The sequence below is a fragment of the Paenibacillus sp. G2S3 genome, assembly GCF_030123105.1.
In the GTDB taxonomy this organism is placed as follows: Bacteria; Bacillota; Bacilli; order Paenibacillales; family Paenibacillaceae; genus Paenibacillus_AQ.
In genome coordinates this window covers 3,806,057-3,824,464 of record NZ_CP126095.1, presented here as the reverse complement: position 1 = coordinate 3,824,464, position 18,408 = coordinate 3,806,057, and the positions used below count along the sequence as shown (strand labels likewise).

The 18,408-nt window shown below is 43.0% G+C and carries 18 protein-coding genes; 11 read left to right on the top strand and 7 right to left on the bottom strand.

Features of this window, described 5'->3' with window-relative positions; all coding sequences use genetic code 11:
* Positions 1-14 precede the first annotated feature (14 nt).
* The 3 genes from QNH28_RS16715 to QNH28_RS16705 are packed head-to-tail and all read left to right on the top strand — an operon-like array spanning position 15 to position 2,197.
* Positions 15-977 carry an ATP-binding cassette domain-containing protein gene (locus QNH28_RS16715; protein ID WP_283907684.1) on the top strand — a complete coding sequence of 321 codons (963 nt, stop codon included), beginning with the start codon at positions 15-17 and terminating at the stop codon, positions 975-977.
* Complete coding sequence (locus tag QNH28_RS16710) at positions 974-1,687, top strand: hypothetical protein (RefSeq protein ID WP_283907683.1); 714 nt, start codon at positions 974-976, stop codon at positions 1,685-1,687. The genes QNH28_RS16715 and QNH28_RS16710 overlap by 4 nt, the downstream gene beginning before the upstream one ends.
* Before the next feature lie 45 nt (positions 1,688-1,732).
* Entirely contained in the window at positions 1,733-2,197 is a 465-nt protein-coding gene (locus QNH28_RS16705) for a hypothetical protein (protein WP_283907682.1), read from the top strand.
* On the opposite strand, the gene QNH28_RS16700 is transcribed toward QNH28_RS16705, so the two are convergent.
* The 3 genes from QNH28_RS16700 to QNH28_RS16690 all read right to left on the bottom strand — a co-directional run bounded on the left by QNH28_RS16700 (position 2,189) and on the right by QNH28_RS16690 (position 7,417).
* Complete coding sequence (locus QNH28_RS16700) at positions 2,189-3,427, bottom strand: winged helix-turn-helix domain-containing protein (RefSeq protein WP_283907681.1); 1,239 nt, start codon at positions 3,425-3,427, stop codon at positions 2,189-2,191. The genes QNH28_RS16705 and QNH28_RS16700 overlap by 9 nt on opposite strands.
* Before the next feature lie 106 nt (positions 3,428-3,533).
* A complete protein-coding gene (locus tag QNH28_RS16695; protein ID WP_283907680.1) occupies positions 3,534-5,621 on the bottom strand; it encodes an ABC transporter ATP-binding protein in 2,088 nt (695 codons plus the stop codon).
* A 47-nt stretch (positions 5,622-5,668) separates the two neighbouring features.
* Positions 5,669-7,417 carry an ABC transporter ATP-binding protein gene (locus QNH28_RS16690; protein WP_283907679.1) on the bottom strand — a complete coding sequence of 583 codons (1,749 nt, stop codon included), beginning with the start codon at positions 7,415-7,417 and terminating at the stop codon, positions 5,669-5,671.
* A 604-nt stretch (positions 7,418-8,021) separates the two neighbouring features.
* On the opposite strand from QNH28_RS16690, the gene QNH28_RS16685 reads away from it, so the two are divergent.
* Entirely contained in the window at positions 8,022-8,339 is a 318-nt protein-coding gene (locus tag QNH28_RS16685; protein ID WP_283907678.1) for a HesB/YadR/YfhF family protein, read from the top strand.
* A 74-nt stretch (positions 8,340-8,413) separates the two neighbouring features.
* Here QNH28_RS16685 and QNH28_RS16680 read toward each other — a convergent pair whose 3' ends face one another.
* Complete coding sequence (locus QNH28_RS16680) at positions 8,414-8,929, bottom strand: ADP-heptose synthase (protein WP_094868892.1); 516 nt, start codon at positions 8,927-8,929, stop codon at positions 8,414-8,416.
* 124 nt (positions 8,930-9,053) lie between these two features.
* Between QNH28_RS16680 and QNH28_RS16675 the strand changes: the two genes are divergently transcribed.
* The 3 genes from QNH28_RS16675 to QNH28_RS16665 all read left to right on the top strand — a co-directional run bounded on the left by QNH28_RS16675 (position 9,054) and on the right by QNH28_RS16665 (position 12,386).
* Positions 9,054-10,802, top strand: coding sequence for an ABC transporter ATP-binding protein (locus tag QNH28_RS16675; RefSeq protein ID WP_283907677.1), 1,749 nt, complete (start codon positions 9,054-9,056; stop codon positions 10,800-10,802).
* A gap of 134 nt (positions 10,803-10,936) precedes the next feature.
* Positions 10,937-11,455: a sigma-70 family RNA polymerase sigma factor gene (locus QNH28_RS16670; protein ID WP_283907676.1), complete on the top strand. Its 519-nt coding sequence runs from the start codon at positions 10,937-10,939 to the stop codon at positions 11,453-11,455.
* Positions 11,448-12,386 (top strand): DUF4179 domain-containing protein, encoded by a 939-nt coding sequence (locus tag QNH28_RS16665; protein ID WP_283907675.1) that lies wholly within the window; start codon positions 11,448-11,450, stop codon positions 12,384-12,386. Before QNH28_RS16670 ends, QNH28_RS16665 begins: the two co-directional genes overlap by 8 nt.
* A 75-nt stretch (positions 12,387-12,461) precedes the next feature.
* Here QNH28_RS16665 and QNH28_RS16660 read toward each other — a convergent pair whose 3' ends face one another.
* Positions 12,462-12,905: a DUF441 domain-containing protein gene (locus QNH28_RS16660; protein WP_042188929.1), complete on the bottom strand. Its 444-nt coding sequence runs from the start codon at positions 12,903-12,905 to the stop codon at positions 12,462-12,464.
* Between the two features lies 1 nt (position 12,906).
* The gene (locus QNH28_RS16655; protein ID WP_283907674.1) at positions 12,907-13,911 is read right to left on the bottom strand and encodes a YpdA family putative bacillithiol disulfide reductase; all 1,005 of its coding nucleotides are present in this window, start codon (positions 13,909-13,911) and stop codon (positions 12,907-12,909) included.
* Positions 13,912-14,091: 180 nt separating this feature from the next.
* On the opposite strand from QNH28_RS16655, the gene QNH28_RS16650 reads away from it, so the two are divergent.
* The 4 genes from QNH28_RS16650 (at position 14,092) to rsgA (ending at position 17,683) form a co-directional block, all read left to right on the top strand.
* Positions 14,092-14,688 carry a DUF2087 domain-containing protein gene (locus QNH28_RS16650; protein WP_283907673.1) on the top strand — a complete coding sequence of 199 codons (597 nt, stop codon included), beginning with the start codon at positions 14,092-14,094 and terminating at the stop codon, positions 14,686-14,688.
* Between the two features lie 121 nt (positions 14,689-14,809).
* Positions 14,810-15,265 (top strand): DUF3939 domain-containing protein, encoded by a 456-nt coding sequence (locus tag QNH28_RS16645; RefSeq protein WP_283907672.1) that lies wholly within the window; start codon positions 14,810-14,812, stop codon positions 15,263-15,265.
* 161 nt (positions 15,266-15,426) lie between these two features.
* Complete coding sequence (locus QNH28_RS16640; protein ID WP_283907671.1) at positions 15,427-16,098, top strand: HAD family hydrolase; 672 nt, start codon at positions 15,427-15,429, stop codon at positions 16,096-16,098.
* A gap of 493 nt (positions 16,099-16,591) precedes the next feature.
* Positions 16,592-17,683 carry a ribosome small subunit-dependent GTPase A gene (rsgA, locus tag QNH28_RS16635; RefSeq protein WP_283907670.1) on the top strand — a complete coding sequence of 364 codons (1,092 nt, stop codon included), beginning with the start codon at positions 16,592-16,594 and terminating at the stop codon, positions 17,681-17,683.
* A gap of 61 nt (positions 17,684-17,744) precedes the next feature.
* On the opposite strand, the gene QNH28_RS16630 is transcribed toward rsgA, so the two are convergent.
* On the bottom strand, positions 17,745-18,371 hold the full coding sequence (locus tag QNH28_RS16630) for an FMN-dependent NADH-azoreductase (protein ID WP_283907669.1): 627 nt from the start codon (positions 18,369-18,371) through the stop codon (positions 17,745-17,747).
* Positions 18,372-18,408 lie beyond the last annotated feature (37 nt).

The window sequence follows — 18,408 nt, the reverse complement described above, 5'->3', positions numbered from 1 at the left end:
AGGGAGCGCGATTAGTGACAAACAGAGAGGAACTTAACTTTACAGACACTGGCATAGATGCTACTCCCCTAATAGCATTAGAACAAATCAGTAAGCAATTTGCACGACGAACAGTGTTGGAAGACGTTTCGATGGTCGTTGAAATGGGAACTGTCACTGCACTTATCGGAAGGAATGGTTCTGGTAAAAGCACGCTGCTATCTATCCTAGCTGGACTCATCCATGTTTCCTCAGGTAAGTTGAGTCGCATTCATCATAATATGAGGACCGGATATGCACCTGAAATTTTTCCAGGATCGAAGCTTTCCCCAGAGCAGTATTTGCGAAGCATGGGTCAGATTAGCGGACTTGCCCCAGCTCAGATCGAGCAGGAATTAACAATGTTATTCGAACTGTTTCTGTTGGAGAATTTTCGTACACAATCTATGTTAAACTTCTCCAAAGGGATGCTGCAAAAAATAAATCTGATCCAAAGCTTAATGGGAAGTCCCTCATTGCTGCTTCTTGATGAGCCTATGTCGGGATTGGATCTCTCTTCCATGAATAAGCTTGTTGACCTTCTAATAGATTTGAAGAACAAGGGCACAGCCATAGTATTCTCGGTACATGAGCCTCAGTGGATAGAAATGCTAGCCGACCATGTCCATGTACTTCAAGGAGGAAGGATTGTTAAGTCCATTGTGGGGTCTGAGAAGTTGAGAGCTAACCCCACTACTTATATCCGAGTATCCAATCTGTCTATTCAGAATCAGCTGCATCTGAAGGGTATGACAGGGTTTATTTCTTTAGATGAAGTTAAGGATAGTGCTTATAGTGATGGTATAGGGCTGACTGTAGAGGCTTCACATTCTGACACCTTTCTGCGGTTTGTATTAGAAGCGGGTGGCTCAATTCAATCGGTAGATCCCCGAGGGGGACGTGATGGTATAGAACTGTGGATGAACCCAGCGACCAGAGCTAAGGAGGTCGATTTATGAATTCGCTTATCGCTTATATGCTGCGAAGCTATACTCGATCTCAGCGATATTTCGGCCCATTAGCAGGGATTGTGATTGCGGTGCAGATTTTGTATTCCTATAAACCTAATCCGGTAATGAATAGCTATGCAGCTACTGCAGTAATGCTTTTTATCAGTTGTGCTTGGATGGGCCTCAGCTTTCTAAATCATGAGCATCCTGTACATCGACAGATCGCTGTTGTTCATCTGCGAAGCGCGGTTAGACATAGTGTAGGGGGTATTGTTGCGCTTGCAGTTCTTACGTTGCTGCTTGATCTAATCCTTGTTATTTATCCTTGGCTAACGGGCCACTTCGCAGAATCACCAGGGGTGTATCGGTTCAGCTTAGCTCTTGTAGGACACGGGTTATTAGGGATGCTTGGTGTGTCAATTTCCTTATATCTGCAATCTTCGTGGGTTAAGAAAGGCAGCCATGCTGCCGGTATCATGCTAGGGATTGTTATATTGTCTCTAGGTGGGACTCAGATCAGCGATAGTTTGCCTAGTTCGTTACATTTTCTGATCTGGTTGTTACCTCCTGTTGCCCCAGTTATGGAGGTTATGATGAAAGCTGATACTATGCCATTAGCGGAGTTGCTAGGTTCATTTGCACATGCGCTCTTATATATAACACTGCTTATCGGTTTTTATTTGTACAGATCAAGACAGAGAGACTACAACAAAACATAACTTGTATAGATAAAAGTAACAAGGATACAGAAGTGGAGGGGAAAGATGAAGCATACACAAGTACCAGAGAGTGAACAATCCAAGGAGTTATTTGCGTATTTTGGACTAGCAGTCTATTATGGTCAAGCCCTAGAACAGCAGTTGACCAATTTGTTATTGCTCACCAAATTATCACAAGGCAAGACGCCCACTGAAGCAGATCTGACTGATCTGTATCAGCGAAAACTCAGCAATTCACTCGGTCAACTCATCAAAGAAATACAGCATCACTTTCCTTTCTCAGAGCAAGAAACCGCTCAGCTAGAAGAAGTGTGGAAACAGCGTAACCATATCGTTCACGATTATTTCAAAGAACGGATACAAGAAACGTTCACCCCAACTGGAAGGGCAAAGATGATCGAGGAGTTAAAACGATTCAAAAATAAAGCTAGAAGACTAGAGATCAAATTACAAGGCTATTGTACAGAAATGTTCACGAAACTGGGGTTAGAAGAGGAAACTTTACACTAATAACCCTTCTAATCCGCAGTCCTCTACAACCTCCGGTCTAAAATGAATCTTAGAAGCTCTAACGCAGCTTGATAGTGCAGATAGAGCTTCGCCTAACGCCGGAAGCATCTCTGGTGTTAGGCGCTCACCCGGTTCCCACCACCAATTCATAATGTTCAATGTTTGGCTCTTCTTATCCATCACCGGTTCAAATCTCGCAATAAAACGATCATTATATAATAAAGGCAGTACATAATAACCGTACTCCCGTTCCAAGGCTGGTTTATAGACTTCCCAGCGATAATGAAATCCAAATAATTGTCGGATCAGCTCTCGATCCCATATTAAGTTATCCAGGGGAGCTATTACAGCTGCAAACGAATAACTTGAAGGACTCTCAGCATCTTCTGACTCCTGCTGTATTACAGCTTCTAAAGTTAGAGCGTCCATGCTACGGATGTAGAGTGGGAGCTTAATACCCTCCACTAGAACTTCCCTGAGGCTATCGCTTTGTAACAGCCTTTGAATCGCTGCAGTACGTTCCTTGCTCTTTAGACCAGAAATCCCAAGCCATCCATCGCCAGATTTATTCCATAATAGTCCGATGCTACCTATTCTACGCAGCACATACCAATCATGAAATTGTTCATCCGTGGGGTTAGGGTCTTCACCGTTTAAAAGCTTATGAGGAAGCAGACGTTCAGCGAAATCATAATACCGGCGGGTATGAACACGATGATGAACGACGACTTCTCCCCAAAAGTACATACTTTCCAAAGCTGCCCGTGTTAATCTAGCCGGAGCCCAAGCCCAATCCACCTTGTCCTTACCTTCTAAATCCAGAGAGGAGAGGGGACCACGCTTTAATAGCTCTTCACGAACTTGTTCTACTGTTGTCATTACTGGCTCATTAGCCTGATGGTATGTGGCTGATGCATCTCTTCTCCGTTTAAAATAAGGCCAGTCCTCTGTACAATAAATGGACATGTTCTTGTCCCAGCCATCTACTAGGAGTCTGTCTTGATACAATAGCTCTTGAGCTTGCTCAGGTGTGAACCCGGGAACTCGTGCTTGGAGGACAAGCTCATGGTTATGGCCTGCGATGTTAAGTGGATCATATTGGATACAGCCTACATGACGAACATAATCATAAATGCTAAGTTTACCGGCAGGAAGAGCGCCTTTAGTTAACTTTTGGTGAGCCAGGAGAAAAAGTCGAGCTTGCTTCTTAGTAACATTGTATGTACGCATCAAATGCCTCCTTCACCTATATGTATTATTTTTCATTTTACAGAACAAACGTTCTAATATCAAGTATAGAAAAACCCTGAATCACATCTGTGATTCAGGGCATCGATTACATTTTCTCTAGCGATGGTTGCAAGCTGCCTAACGAAGGTCGGGAGGGTGCACCATTATTATTGTCTATACTGTTAGAACCAGCACCTACTTGTAGCTGGTACATCCGGAAGTATCTGCCGCCGAGTGCCATCAGCTCATCGTGGCTTCCGCGCTCTACAATCTCTCCGTGATGCAGAACAAGAATCTGATCAGCGCTGCGAATCGTGGATAGACGGTGTGCGATGATAAATGTGGTACGTCCTTTTTTAAGAACTTCTAGTGCATCTTGAATGATGCTTTCTGTCTCCGTATCGATATTGGAGGTAGCTTCATCAAGAATTAGAATAGCTGGGTCGAAGGAGAGCGCTCTGGCAAAAGAAATCAATTGCCGCTGACCTGCAGATAAGGTGCTTCCTTTTTCAATAACGGGTTCATCAAAACCTTGAGGAAGGTGGGCTAGCAATTTATCTGCTCCGACTTCCCGTAAAGCCCGTTCTACCCGTTCGCGTGAGATTCGTTCATCCCCCAGGCTGACATTGGAAGCAATAGTGCCAGTGAAGAGGTAAGGATCTTGCAGAACAATCCCCATGTGATTGCGTAGCCACTGCTTCGGAATATCTGTAACCTTCTGGCCATCAATCGTGATTTCTCCTTTTTGCGGATCATAGAACCGGAATAACAAGTTGATAATCGAGCTTTTTCCGGAACCGGTGTGACCGACTAGTGCAACAGTTTCGCCTGGACGTGCCTCAAAAGAAATATCGCGAAGGACGAAGTCTTTTTTATAAGCAAAAGATACGTTCTTAAACTCCACTTTTCCTTTATAGCGCGGCATGGAACCATCGGTAACATTCTCCCCAGGCTCATCCATAAGAGTAAATACACGACCCGCAGATACCATAGATGTGTCGAGGTTTGCGAGCTGATTCACCATACCTGTAATCGGTTGGAACAAACGTCCAAGCACATCGACGAAGGCGTACAGAACACCTAAAGATACAAATGTAGAACCCGTAATACTGCCATGTCCGAAATACCAAAGCACCATCACAAAAGAGAGACTGCGTAGAGAGTTCACTAGGTTGTGGGAGGTGAAGGCATTCAGATTTAGCATTTTATTCTGATATTTCAAGTAGTCATCGTTCAGATGCTCAAATTCTTCACCAAGCTGCTTCTGGCGGCGGAATATACGAACAATGGACATTCCTTGAATCGATTCATTAATGATAGCGTTGATCTCACTCAGACGTGAGCGGATGATCGTATTGTATTTGGTAGCGATTTTCCGATAGAGCACGATCCAAAGAATAAGAATTGGGATGATGAACAAGCTGATCAGACCTAGCCGAACATCGAGCAAGAACAAGGCGATGTATACACCAGTAATATTAATAATACCGGTACTGAAATTGGAGAGAACGGCAATGAATAGATCCTTAATCGCCTCGGTATCATTAGTTACGCGTGACACTACCTTACCTGCTGGCAAGTTGTCAAAAAAGTAAACCGGAAGTCGCTGGATATGCGCATATACATCTGTACGTAGTTTTCGGATTACCTGATTCGCCGAAGATTGCAGCCAATAGGTTTTACCGAATTCGGCAAAGATCGAGATGACTAGGAAGATAGCGTACAAACCGACCAGCTGATAAATACCAGGGAGCTCAGGTTTGTAAAAATCAAACAGTTCATCCGCTGAAAGCTTAACCGCAGGATAGATGACTTCATCCTGGCCGCGCGTGATATGCATTTCACCATTACTGAACTTTCTTTCACCATCGGATTGTGTTACGGCTTCATTGATAAAGTAGAAACTTCGTCCCGATTGAAGAATGCGAATTTCTTGCCCCTTAGCTTCCCCGGGCTCGAATCGGTCTCCGCGTTTGTAATAAGCGTTGTTATACTGAACCGCCTCATCTGGTGATGTAGTACTAAAATAAGGCTTTTCGATGGCCAACATATGATTGTCAATCATGCTTTTGGCGATAAATGGACCTGCCAGCTCTGCCGCTACCCCGATGGAGAGGAGTATAAGGGCTGCGATAAAGGTTTTTTTTGCGGTCAATGCGTATTCAAGCAGGCGTTTGCCTGTACTCTTTGTCAACGGTGACACCTCCTAAAAGTTTTGCATTATCATAGCTAGTATGTCTTTTAATCATTCGATAAATTATTCTCTACTTGCTGCCGGTCATACTGCTCGCGGTACCAGCCATTCATATCCAATAGCTCCTGATGCGTACCACGTTCAACGATATGTCCGTTATCAAGTACGACGATCATGTCGGCATGTTGAACAGCAGAGAGGCGGTGCGTAGAGATCAATGTAGTCTTACCTGCACGCTCTTGGCGAATATTCTCAATGATCTGAGCTTCAGTTCGAGCGTCAACAGCGGATAAGGCATCGTCCAGAATCAGTACATCTGGATTTGCGATAAAGGCTCTGGATAAGGATACACGTTGTTTTTGTCCACCGGATAAGGATACTCCACGTTCACCAACCAACGTATCTAGACCGTCGGATAATGTTCCTAAGTCATTTTGGAAGGCGGCAGCTGTGATGGCTTTCATGATCGTATCGTCATCCGCGTTGTCTAGACCAAATTGAATATTCTGACGTACTGATTTGGAGAAAAGAATCTGTTCTTGAGGAACATAACCCATCCAGCTATGCAGTTGATCCAATGAAATCTGTTGAATAGGAACACCAGAGATGAGAATTTCACCATTGCCTGTCGGATATTCTCTAAGAAGCTGTTTGAGAAGCGTTGATTTACCGCTACCCGTGCGACCGACTACACCTAGTGTTTGCCCTTGGTTCAGGTTCAGGCTGACATTAGTTAGATTGTCAATCGTCGATGAAGGATAACGGAAGGTCACATTGTTAAGTTCAATTTGGGTAGGATTTGCAACGTGAACCGGGTTAGCAGCACTCTGAACATCCGCTTTGGAGTTTAGCGTCTCATCAATACGTTCGAGAGAGGCACCACCACGTTGCATGATGTTAATTAGCTCTCCAATGGCGAACATCGGCCATACGATCATTCCGAGGTACATATTGAAGGAGACAAGATCACCTAGCGTGATCTGATTACGGAACACAAGATAAATCCCATAGGTAAGACCGATAATGTAGCTGAGTCCTACGCAGAACCGAATCGTCGGTTCGAAGAAGGCATCGACACGGGCGACGGCCATGTTCTTGTTGTATACATCTTCTGTAATGTCCGAGAAACGCTTCTCATCAAGTCTCTCTTGTACATAAGCACGGATAACCCGCACACCTGAGATAGATTCGAGAACCTGATCATTCATATCTCCGAATGCATCTTGTGCTAAGCTGTAACGATCATGGATCGCTTTACCATAAAAAATCATAGCTATCGCAATTAGTGGTAATGGTAATACCGCTGCAAGAGTCAGCTTCCAGCTGACGAGAAAACCCATAGCGAACAGTACGACTGTAAGGTAGATTGTAGAATCCACCAGGGTGAGCATCCCGAATCCAACGGTAGCAGAGACAGCTCTGATATCGTTGGTTGCCCGAGCCATCAGGTCACCCGTTCGATTGCGTTCGAAAAACGAAGGGGTCATGGTCATCAAATGATTCATAAATCTCGAGCGCAGCAGGCGCTCTACGAGGTTGGAGCCTCCGAATAATTTGTGCATCCATATGTAGGTAATCCAATAAATGACTAGCAGTAAAATGAGGATCATGCCAATATATTTGGCTAATGATGCTGTAGTAATAGAACCGCGTACTATGTCGTCAATGGCATTGCCTAGCAGACGTGGGGGGAATAATTCAAGAACACCTACACCAATAAGTAAGATCAGGCCAATCAGGTAACGCCTTTTTTCTCGGCGAAAGAACCAGCCGAGATTACGGAGAACGGAGAACAAGTAAATCCCTTCCTTTCGAGTTAAAGTAATAGCTTTGATGTTGGAAAAAAGCGCAAGTGGTTATCTCAACAGCCAACAAGAAACGACGTTGTCATCCATCAAAGATGACAACCATTTCTCGAAGAAATATAAGAAAATCTATATCGTGGAACATATAAATTCTTATATTTAAACAAAAAAGGCATATCATCCGGAAACGGACGATATGCCTGTAATTTACAGCTATCATGCGCACGGTGCTATACAGCACCAGGCATGTGAGAGACCTTCAAGAACTAAAGTTATACGATCAATTACACTCGCAGGGAACTTCAGGATGGTTTCACCACTTGGGCTGCTTCGGTATTCAGTTGATTTGAAATTCCAACAATAGTAATATGATATGGCTGTAACTTCGTAAACACCGCGCTCACCCCTTTCATTGATTTAATAATAACTTTTGGTAATAACTAGTAGACCGTTAGTTATGTTCAGAGTTTATCACTCGCTTCGCAAAGTTGTCAAACTAATTTTTGAGGGGCTTGGGAAAACATTAATTGTATAAAGGTATTTGAATATCGATTCATTTTCAGTATGATTAGACTATACAAAGGAGCTGAGAGAAATGAACATGGAAATTAGTCAAGCAGCGGCAGCTTGGTTTAAAAGAGAACTGGATCTTAACAATGGAGACTATATTCGTTTATTTCCCCGCTATAGCTCGGGAGGTGGACTTCACCCTGGCTTCTCACTAGGGATCGCAACAGAGGCTCCTGCACGACCGGCAATACAGGTTGAACAAGACGGTATTTTGTTCTACATGGAGGAGCAGGACTTATGGTATATGGAAGGCTACGGCTTAACTATTGTGTATTCTGAGGCAGAGGATGACATTGAATATAAGTATGAAGCCAAGTTGGTACCTGGTGAAGTAGAGGTATAAAAGTCTTAATTCTTTTTTAACTGATGATGAAAAGCCCTTGCCAAAAGGCAGGGGCTTTTTCTACGTTGATATAATCAGTGCGAATTGTGAAACGTTTCTTCCTCCATAGCAAAATCGAAATCGTCGATGTCGTATACTTGAACAGGGACTCCACCTTCAATAATGCGTTGAATCAGCTCGAATTGGTCGGTAAGAATAGGCACCTTCTCACGTTGAGAGGACAATAGGAGCTCCGTTTCGATAGGATCGAACGTTTCGCCGTAAACGGCGGTATCCATGCTGTTAATGATGGTAATCTTTGATTGTCCGCCTAATAGAATACCGGAGCTTTTTGCCCAAGGAACGGCCAGACAGCGGTTGATTTTTTTAGCATTAAGTGGCTCTTCGAAATAGGCAATGAGCTCACCAATCTTGAGTTTGACATGCTTGTCATCATCTGGACGGTTCATTAACGGATCATCACTATCCCGCAGTTCGTATAATTCCATCACAGTCGTATAAGGCACTATATATTCTACAGGGCTGCTCGATATGAGAAGCTGGCCGTAAATCGCCATCATGACGGCTTCCGTCACAAATTGTCTAGACATCGTTATCCTCCTGAAGTTCGGGTACTGCTATCGTACTTATGGACTTAAAAATATAAAAACACTGTAGAGCGCAAAAGTCAACTGTACTTAGCAACTCAGTAAAGAGAAAGGACAGAATATTCCTGTGAAGCAATGGAAATCATATTTTACTTTTGTACGTCCTTACATGAAATGGATTGTATTTACGCTCTGTATAGGCATGATCAAGTTCAGCATCCCGTTGACACTGCCTATGATTCTGAAATACGTAGTTGATGACCTGCTGATGAACCCTGCCATGAGTGTTGAGGAGCGGGTATCCCAATTGATGCTCATCCTCGGGGGCGCTTTTGTTTTATTCGTCATTGTAAGGGGACCGGTAGAATATTACCGGCAGTATTTTGCCCAGTTGATTACAAGCAAGATATTGTTCGATATGCGGAACAAGCTATACAGTCACTTACAGCGGTTGTCGCTAAGGTATTATCAGAATACAAAAGTGGGCGAAGCGATTTCGAGATTTATAAATGATGTAGAACAGACTAAAAATTTAGTAGAAGTCGGAATGATGAATGTATGGCTGGATTTATTTACGCTAGTGTTTGCGCTCGGGTTTATGTTTTATTTAAATCCGGTACTGGCGCTAGTATCTATCGCTGTCCTTCCATTTTACGCCTTTGCGGTAAGTAAACTATATAAACGACTTAAGGTGTTAACCAAAGACCGTTCACAAGCTCTGGCAGGCATTCAAGGCTATCTTCATGAACGGATTCAAGGCATATCGATCATTCGCAGCTTCACCATGGAAAAAGTGGATCAGAAGCAGTTTGAAGATATTAACGGTAACTTTCTCAAAAAAGCGATGGCTCAAACCCGTTGGAACGCGATTACCTTCGCGATTATTAACACATTAACGGATATTGCACCACTGCTAGTCATCGGATACGGTGGTTATCAAGTGATTCATGGCAATTTGACAGTCGGAACCTTTGTTGCTTTCTTCGGCTATCTTGACCGGATGTATGCGCCGTTGCGGCGATTAATTAATTCCTCGACAGTGCTTACACAAGCTTCGGCTTCCCTTGAACGGGTGCTTGAGCTGCTAGAAGAGCCTTATGATATCGTGGATAAACCGGGAGCGAGACCTCTGACGAATGCAAGAGGTGAAATTGATTTTCATAATGTATGGTTCAAATACAACGAAGAGAATGATTGGGTACTGAAGGATATCAATTTAAGTATTAAACCTGGACAGACGGTCGCTTTTGTCGGAATGAGTGGTGGTGGAAAGTCCTCTCTCATCAGCTTGATCCCGCGATTCTATGACATCAGCAAAGGTAGCCTCCAGATGGATGGTCAGGATATACAAGGTTTGACGCAAGAGAGTTTACGAAGAGCTGTTGGGATGGTACTTCAAGATAACTTCTTATTTAGTGGATCTGTACGAGATAATATTTTGTTCGGTAATCCTAATGCTACAGAGGAGGAAGTCCTATCTGCTGCGAAAGCTGCGAACGCACATGATTTTATTGAGCAGCTGCCGCTAGGCTATGACACAGAGGTGGGAGAACGTGGAGTGAAGCTGTCCGGCGGGCAAAAGCAACGGGTTGCCATAGCAAGGGTGTTTCTTAAAGACCCTAAGGTTCTTATTTTAGACGAAGCTACGTCAGCGCTGGATCTGGAATCAGAGCATTTAATTCAACAAGCGCTGCAATCTCTCTCGTCGGAACGTACTACACTTATTGTTGCGCATAGGCTGTCTACCATTACACATGCGGATCAGATCGTTGTGCTTGAGAATGGTGAAATTACAGAACGTGGTACACATGAAGAACTGATGGGGCTAGATGGAAGTTATGCGAGATTGTTTAACGTACAGCATTTGGATACATGATAAGATATAACATTACAATAAATTACTTAGGTGGTCTTCTCGGGAGAGAGGGCCATTTTTTTTAAACCCATTTGAGTCTTTTTGAATATCAAGTGCGTCTAAAAAATATAAGCAACATGAAAGGTAGTGAGAACTTGAATACAACAGAGCTGGAGGAAAAGGCGATAGCGGGTGATGAAGACAGCTTTACTGCACTGATAGATGGGATGCAGGAGCGACTTTACCGTATGGCATACTCCTATGTGAGGAATAAGGATGATGCGCTGGAGATTGTGCAGGAGACCGTCTACAAAGCGTACATCTCTATTCATAAACTGCAGCAACCTCAATATTTTAAAACCTGGCTCACAAAAATAGCCGTCAATTGTGCCTTGGACTTTATCCGGAAATCTAAAAGAATCGTCTATATGGAGAAAAATCCCGAAGGTAGTTACGCTTCAGAACCTATAGAGGACGTCATTGATCTACAGGAGGCGTTAAGAGTCCTTGATAAAAGATCAAGAATGATCATTGTGATGAGATATTTTGAAGACTTGCCCATAAAGGAAATTGCCGGGGTATTGGACATGCCAGAGAGTACAGTGAAGACCGTTATCTATCGGGGTTTAGGAAAATTAAAAATTAATATGAAGGGGAGTGAGTACTTTGGATAATCAACATGAACGTTTACAGAATGCATACAACGATATTGAAATCCCTGAAGAACTATCACAAGCTTCTCGTAAAGGTATTGAAAGAGGAAGACGTTATAAACAACAGAAAAGAGGAATAAAAATGAGCGGATTAAAATGGACAGGATCAGTTGCAGCAGCAGTTATCATTTCTTTTACAGTGGGTGTTAATACAGTACCCGCTTTTGCAGATAGTATGAATCAAGTGCCAGTTCTCGGTAAGCTGGTAAGTGTATTGAAATTTACGGATGGAAGTGCAGGCGGCGGTACGATACAGGATGGAGTAGATGTGAATTTTATTTCGTTGAAACATCAGAAGAACAGTGATCAAATGATTTTGAACTTTGCAAATTCGGATAATACACAAGACCTTGCAAGCTCTTATAACGTAAAATTTACAGACAATCCTTATACAATGACCGTAACCGTGAGTGGGGCAAGGAACTTCTCAGCTGTTAAAGATATTGAGACATTAAAAGAAAGCAAGTATGTTCAAGATGCTTATCCTTTAATTACATTGGATGACTCGATGATACGTTTCAATGTAACCTTCAAAGAGCCAGTCGCTTATGAGGTGAAGGAATACAAGGAACCAGCTCAGGTGGCAATCACATTGAAGGATAAGAAGGGTGACGTGGGGGAAGGAACTTCTATCTATTCACTTAGAACGGTCTCAGAGCCTTCCGGCGAGAGTCAAGGCATGGCTGAAGAGATGTTGTTCGGGTTAGAGAACGTGCGCGTATTAAAGGATCAGAAGGGATTATTCCTAGTGGAAGCTGGGTATTTCAATACAGAAGCAGAAGCTTTGGATCAGTTGAAAAAAATTCAAGCAGAGTATGGTGTTGGTGATTTGCTATTTGTAGAAAAACGTTCATCTCAGGAAATTCCACAGTCCATTTCTCAGGCTGAATAAAAATAAAGTAGAGCAGCGATTCTCTCGATAGTGGAGATTGCTGCTCTACTTTTGTGTTCAATGGTTGCCCCATTATTACATTTTACCAATCAAGAGCGACAATATACCGGCTGCGATAAGTGGTCCTACAGGGACACCCTTGAACAATGCCACGCCAATCACTGTTCCGATCAAAAGACCGGCAACAACTGTGGGCTGGTTGGTCATAAGGATGGCTCCGCGCCCACCAAGATAAGCGACGAGAATGCCGATCGCAATCGCAAGAAGAGACTTCCAGTGGAGGAAGGATTGACCGACCATCTGTAGCGATATTTTTCCGCTGGCCAAAGGTGTCATGACCCCGATTGTAAGAATGATAATCCCGATGGTTAAACCATATTTTTCAAGCCAAGGGAAGGTCTGCTGCAGGCCAAGAACTCTTAGCAGTAGTAGGACGACCATTGCTATGGTTACAGGGGAATTACTGCTTATAATACCGAGTGCAGCAAGTCCAAGTAAAAGCAAAGAGGTCATGTCCATCTTAAACGTTCAACTCCTTATTGTGAGAACTGCGCTTCGAAAGAATATGATCAGCGATAAGTTTACCATGCCCACGTCCTGTCTCAATAAACACTTCATTCGCATTCCGACCTGAGGCGATTACTCCTGCAACATAAAGACCTGGAACATTGCTTTCCATGGTTGAAGGATTAAAAGCTGGCTTATCCAAATCATCATCCATAACTACACCCGCTGAAGTAAGAAGCACTCGGCTAGGCCGGAAGCCGGTCAAAGCAAGGACGAAATCATTATCTATAGATTTCTTGTCTCCATTGTGACTTGTAATGATAACCGAACTAGCCGTAATTTCAGTAACGCGTGATTCCAGATGGAGGGTGATCTTTCCCTTTTGTACCATCCCTTCAAAGATTGGCCGAACCCAAGGCTTAATATTCGAGGAAATGCTCTCACCACGATAGACCATATCCACTGTAGCTCCAACACGCATAAGCTCCAGTGCTGCATCAACCGCGGAATTACTGCCACCAATGACTGTAACTTTCATCCCTGTATATGGATGGGCTTCGCCGAAATAGTGGGTAACTTTAGGAAGTTCTTCCCCTGGAATACCGATCATATTCGGCTGATCAAAATAACCTGTAGCAATAACGACATTTGCGGTTATACGAGTGTGATGCTCACCCCGCATATTGGACGTATGTACAGCAAAGGTTCCATCTTCCAGAGGCTCAATGGATAACGCTTCTTCGTAAGCGGCGATATCTAGACCATACTGCTTCGCAGCCCGGCGGTAATAGACAAGAGCTTCATGGCGGTATGGTTTATCATTGGTTGAGGTGAAAGGAACGTCTCCGATTTCTAATAACTCAGCGGTACTGAAGAATTGCATATTTGTTGGATACAAATAAATGGAGTGAACGATAAAGCTTTTTTCAATAATGAGACTGGAGAGTCCTTGGCGCTGGCATTCGATAGCTGCCGAGAGGCCGCAAGGGCCTGCACCGATAATAATTACATCTTTCATACAGCGGGTTACCTCCTGATTGTTACTATCTTTTCTTTAAATCCTACCCTAAATTCATTCATTTTGCCATAAGCTTAAGATTAAACATAATAACCATTGCAACAGTAATGTTGATTATTATATAATTAGATATATATCTAATATGTATCTTGCTTATTAAATCTAAGGAGTGTGATTCCAATGCAGTTGGAAAAAATAGTGAACTATCATAAAGCATTGGCTGACCCAACACGTCTACGTTTTTTGTTGCTTCTGTCGCAAGGAGAAATGCACGGACAAGCGCTGGCTGAGAAACTGAATTTATCGCAACCAACAGTAACTCATCATGCAGCGAAATTGCGTGAAGCGGCTCTAATCAAGGAACGACGCGACAAAAATACGGTTTATTTTAAGTTAAATCCTGAGTTCATTAGTAGTGGAGCTGAGGCTTCACTTCAGTTTATTTTTTCGAAAGGAGCGAGGAATATGGAAGAAAAATCACCTGAGAATAGCCTTAAGGAGTCTGTTCTTCGAAATTTTTTCGCGAAGGATGGGCGGCTTCGGCAAATCCCGGCACAGTATAAGAAGAAGCTGATCGCACTTCAGTATATGGTTGAGAAGCTAGAGCCTGGGGTAGTTTATACTGAAAAGGAAATCAATGAGTTCATTAAGCAGTTTCATGAAGATTTTGCTACCATTCGGCGTGAATTTATTATGCATCAGTTTATGTATCGTGAGAATGACAAATATGAGCTTAATCCCCAAGAAATATGGACTCGTTGGGAAGATGTCAAATAATGATCATAAAATTGTTAACAATTTGTGTCGATTGGAATTATGCTGATTAAGAGGCAGGAATTCGAATATAATAGAATTGTAAGCGTTAACAAAGATAGTTTTTCGAAAGGAGACTTGTCTTATGTTTTTCAAACGCACAAAAAAACAACCCCAATCCGATCATATTACCGTCACCCTAACCCAAGTCAAGCAGGCGATCAGACAGTTTGAAGAAGATATGCCTGCGCTCATAAATAGAACAGCTTTAATCCTGGATGACAAAAGAATAGATTTGAGCCGACTAAAACGATATTTAGGTGGGGTTCCAGACCAGAATTTCTATATGTCACGTGAGACATATGAAGTTTTCGAGGAAGAAGATAAGTTAGTTCCATATTATCTTGATATGGTTCAGTCCGCTGTGGACAATTACATCAGCGATACCGGTCAGCTGCCACTCGTTGAAGATTCTTGGTTACCTGAGGTTCATTATCGCTTGCTAGCTACAGAAAGTTATCTCAAAGAAACCCCTCCCTTCCCACTGTATATAACAGAAGAGGAGATGATGCTGACACATCGAGCGGAGCATTTTGAGTAAATGAATAAATCTAATTTAAAGCATATAGAGACTGTTCGGTAGATGGGGAAGCAGCTGTTCCTTTTTACTGAATGGTCTTTTCATTGTCTCCAAAGGCATAGTACAATAGATTTCTGTAAGTTTAATTCTTATAATCAACAGCATGTAAGGGGAATCGCTTGATGAAAGAAGTACAAGCCATATTATTTGATTTGGATAATACTTTAATGGATCGTGATCATACATTTCGCAGTTTTAGTGCTCAGTTTGTTCAGGATTTTCTAGGACATTTGGAAGCCGAAGAAGCCCAGCAGGTAATAGAAGATATGATTCACAGAGATGCTGATGGATACCGTGATAAGGACGGTTTCTTCGTAGAGCTAAGCGAGGTGCTTCCTTGGGAAATGCCCGTTACGGCTGAACATATTCGTGCGTATTATGATGCAAGCTATATCAATCATGGTACAACGATGAAGGATGCTGTGGACGTTCTGAAGTACTGCAAAGAGCGCGGTTATATACTTGGTCTGGTTACCAACGGCAAAGTAGATATCCAGAACACTAAAATTGATACCCTTGCCCTGCGAGAGTACTTTGAGGCTATTGTCATTTCTGGAGAAGTAGGAATCGCTAAGCCAGATCCTAAGATTTATCAACTTGCATTAGACAGATTAGGAGTTACTGCGGATCAGACATTATTTATTGGAGATCACCCAGTGAATGATATCTGGGGTGCTGGGAAAGCAGGGCTACAAGGCATTTGGCTGCAAAGAAAACATGCCTGGGACGATCAATTGGACATACAACCTTGGAAGATAATCTGCGAGTTGAATGAGCTTAAGTCTATTTTATAATCTTATCAAAATTTATAGTTGACATTATACGGCAGCGCCGTTTATGATAACAGCATCTTATTTCGGAAGGAGACGATGTTTTATGACAGTTTTAAATGTAATGAACTCAACTGTTGTGGATACGTGTCTTCCGGGAACAGCGGCTGCCGAATAAGTTATTCGTGCAGTTAGCAGGTAAGCTCTATTACGCTTATTAGAGCCGCGGGAACCGTATTGGGTCCGGCGGCTTTTTTGCGTATATAGAACAGATAGAATGTGTAGTTAAATGTCTATTTCTCTATATATCGCACGGGAAAATGAACTTATTCTAGTCTTTAGGATGAGACATTTTTCTGATTGTGTGTACATTTTTTGTCCTCTTTGCCCTAGAAGAGCTCATGAAATGTAGACCGCCGCCGGAGTCTTGAATTCCGGCGGCTTTTTGTGTTCTCGGAAAAGGCTAGCAGTATATGGGAAATAAAAAAAACTTAAACAGATCTTTAGGAGGATTCAAATGACTAACATACAGCAATATGGTTGGAATGAAAATTGGAGTTCAGAATGGGATGAAAGGTGGGAGCAGACGGAGGATAAACGGCTTGTTCCCGGAAGAATTGTAGGTGATTTTGGCAGTAAGTATAGGGTGATGACTGATTTGGGAGAGACCTGGGGTGAGCTATCAGGAAAGCTGAGACATACGTTTGTTGCTTCAGGTGATTTTCCAGCGATCGGCGACTGGGTGGTGCTTTCCATGCAGGATGGCGGCGAGCACGCGATTTTACATGGGATACTGCCTCGGCATAGTGTCATCTCACGCAAGGTAGCCGGAAACACACAAGAGGAGCAGATTGTTGCCTCGAATGTAGACACTTTATTTCTGGTCAGTGCTTTGAATGATGACTTTAATGTTCGGCGGATGGAGAGATACTTAATCATGGCTTGGAACAGTGGGGCAAATCCTGTGATTCTACTGACCAAAGCGGATCTTTGCCCAGATGCAGAGAGTAAAATCGCCGAAATGGAAAGCGCCGCACCAGGTGTGCCAGTTCATGCGGTTAGTGCACTGCAAGATCATGGCCTTGAGAAACTGCTGCCTTACATCGGGAGTGGACAGACAGTGGCTCTAACGGGCTCATCAGGCTGTGGCAAATCAACGATGGTCAACTGGTTATGCGGAAAGAACCTTCAGCTTACACAGGATGTCAGAGAAGGAGATAGCCGCGGACGCCACACCACTACTCACCGTGAACTTTTTGTTTTGCCTGACGGAGGAATCATAGTGGACACACCAGGGATGCGTGAGTTGCAGTTGTGGGAAGATGAGGGTGGATTAGATCTGGCGTTCAGTGATATTAGCAGCTTAGCTGCTACGTGTCGCTTTAGTAACTGCAGACATGAACGCGAAGAGGGCTGTGCGGTACTTGAAGCGGTTCGAACCGGTGAGCTGGAAGAGAAGAGACTGCTGAACTATCGAAAGACACAACGTGAGCTGCTGTACCAAAGCACCAAAGAGGTGAAGCTCAAGAGAAAAACCGCAGCTTCTTCTAAAGTTAGCTCTTCTAGGACTAGAGGGTACGGTTGGCGTAAAGAATTGGATGAGTATTAAAAAAAGGTGACCCTGAGCTCAGGGTCACCTTTTTTATATTGAATTCTTTTATAGGCTTGTATTAGAACGATGCAGCAGTTTCCTTAGCCAATTGTAATCCGTTCTCAATGATTTCAGCGGATTGTGCAGGAAGTTGGTTGTGACCTTCAATGATTACTTGTGTAATATCTTTGATACCCCAAAGGTTAAGGTTACCAACGATGAAGTTTACAGCCATTTCAGCACTTGCTGCAGGACCTTCGGAATAAATGCCACCTCTAGCGTTCAGAACGATTGCTTTCTTACCTGTCAAAAGACCCACTGGACCTTCAGCAGTGTAAGAGAATGTTTTGCCAGCTTGGCAAAGGTAATCGACATAAGTATGCAATACAGCTGGTACAGTCATGTTCCACAGTGGGAAACCGAATACTACTTTATCAGCAGCGATGAACTGATCCAAGTATTTATTAACTACAGCTGCACCTGCTGCTTCTTCAGCTGTTAGTTCGTAACCTTGAGCAGCTTTGTACATACCAGTGATCAGGGTATTGTCATAGTAAGGAAGTTGCTCTGCGAACAGATCAAGTTCAGTGATTTCATCTTCTGGATTGTTAAGTTTGTAGTTCTCCAAGAATTCGTTGTAAAGCTTAACACTTACGGATTGTTCTGCTGGACGGTTGTTTGCTTTAATAAATAAAACATTAGACATTATGATTGCTCCCTTGGATGTGTGAATTTAATATTAA

Coding starts and splice junctions, on each gene's coding strand:
- QNH28_RS16680 (WP_094868892.1), bottom strand. CDS start 8,929: ATGTCTAGACAATTTGTGACGGAAGCCGTCATGATGGCGATTTACGGC.
- QNH28_RS16640 (WP_283907671.1), top strand. CDS start 15,427: ATGAAAGAAGTACAAGCCATATTATTTGATTTGGATAATACTTTAATG.
- QNH28_RS16650 (WP_283907673.1), top strand. CDS start 14,092: ATGCAGTTGGAAAAAATAGTGAACTATCATAAAGCATTGGCTGACCCA.
- QNH28_RS16660 (WP_042188929.1), bottom strand. CDS start 12,905: ATGGACATGACCTCTTTGCTTTTACTTGGACTTGCTGCACTCGGTATT.
- QNH28_RS16630 (WP_283907669.1), bottom strand. CDS start 18,371: ATGTCTAATGTTTTATTTATTAAAGCAAACAACCGTCCAGCAGAACAA.
- QNH28_RS16700 (WP_283907681.1), bottom strand. CDS start 3,427: ATGCGTACATACAATGTTACTAAGAAGCAAGCTCGACTTTTTCTCCTG.
- QNH28_RS16710 (WP_283907683.1), top strand. CDS start 974: ATGAATTCGCTTATCGCTTATATGCTGCGAAGCTATACTCGATCTCAG.
- QNH28_RS16655 (WP_283907674.1), bottom strand. CDS start 13,911: ATGAAAGATGTAATTATTATCGGTGCAGGCCCTTGCGGCCTCTCGGCA.
- rsgA (WP_283907670.1), top strand. CDS start 16,592: ATGACTAACATACAGCAATATGGTTGGAATGAAAATTGGAGTTCAGAA.
- QNH28_RS16705 (WP_283907682.1), top strand. CDS start 1,733: ATGAAGCATACACAAGTACCAGAGAGTGAACAATCCAAGGAGTTATTT.
- QNH28_RS16645 (WP_283907672.1), top strand. CDS start 14,810: ATGTTTTTCAAACGCACAAAAAAACAACCCCAATCCGATCATATTACC.
- QNH28_RS16685 (WP_283907678.1), top strand. CDS start 8,022: ATGAACATGGAAATTAGTCAAGCAGCGGCAGCTTGGTTTAAAAGAGAA.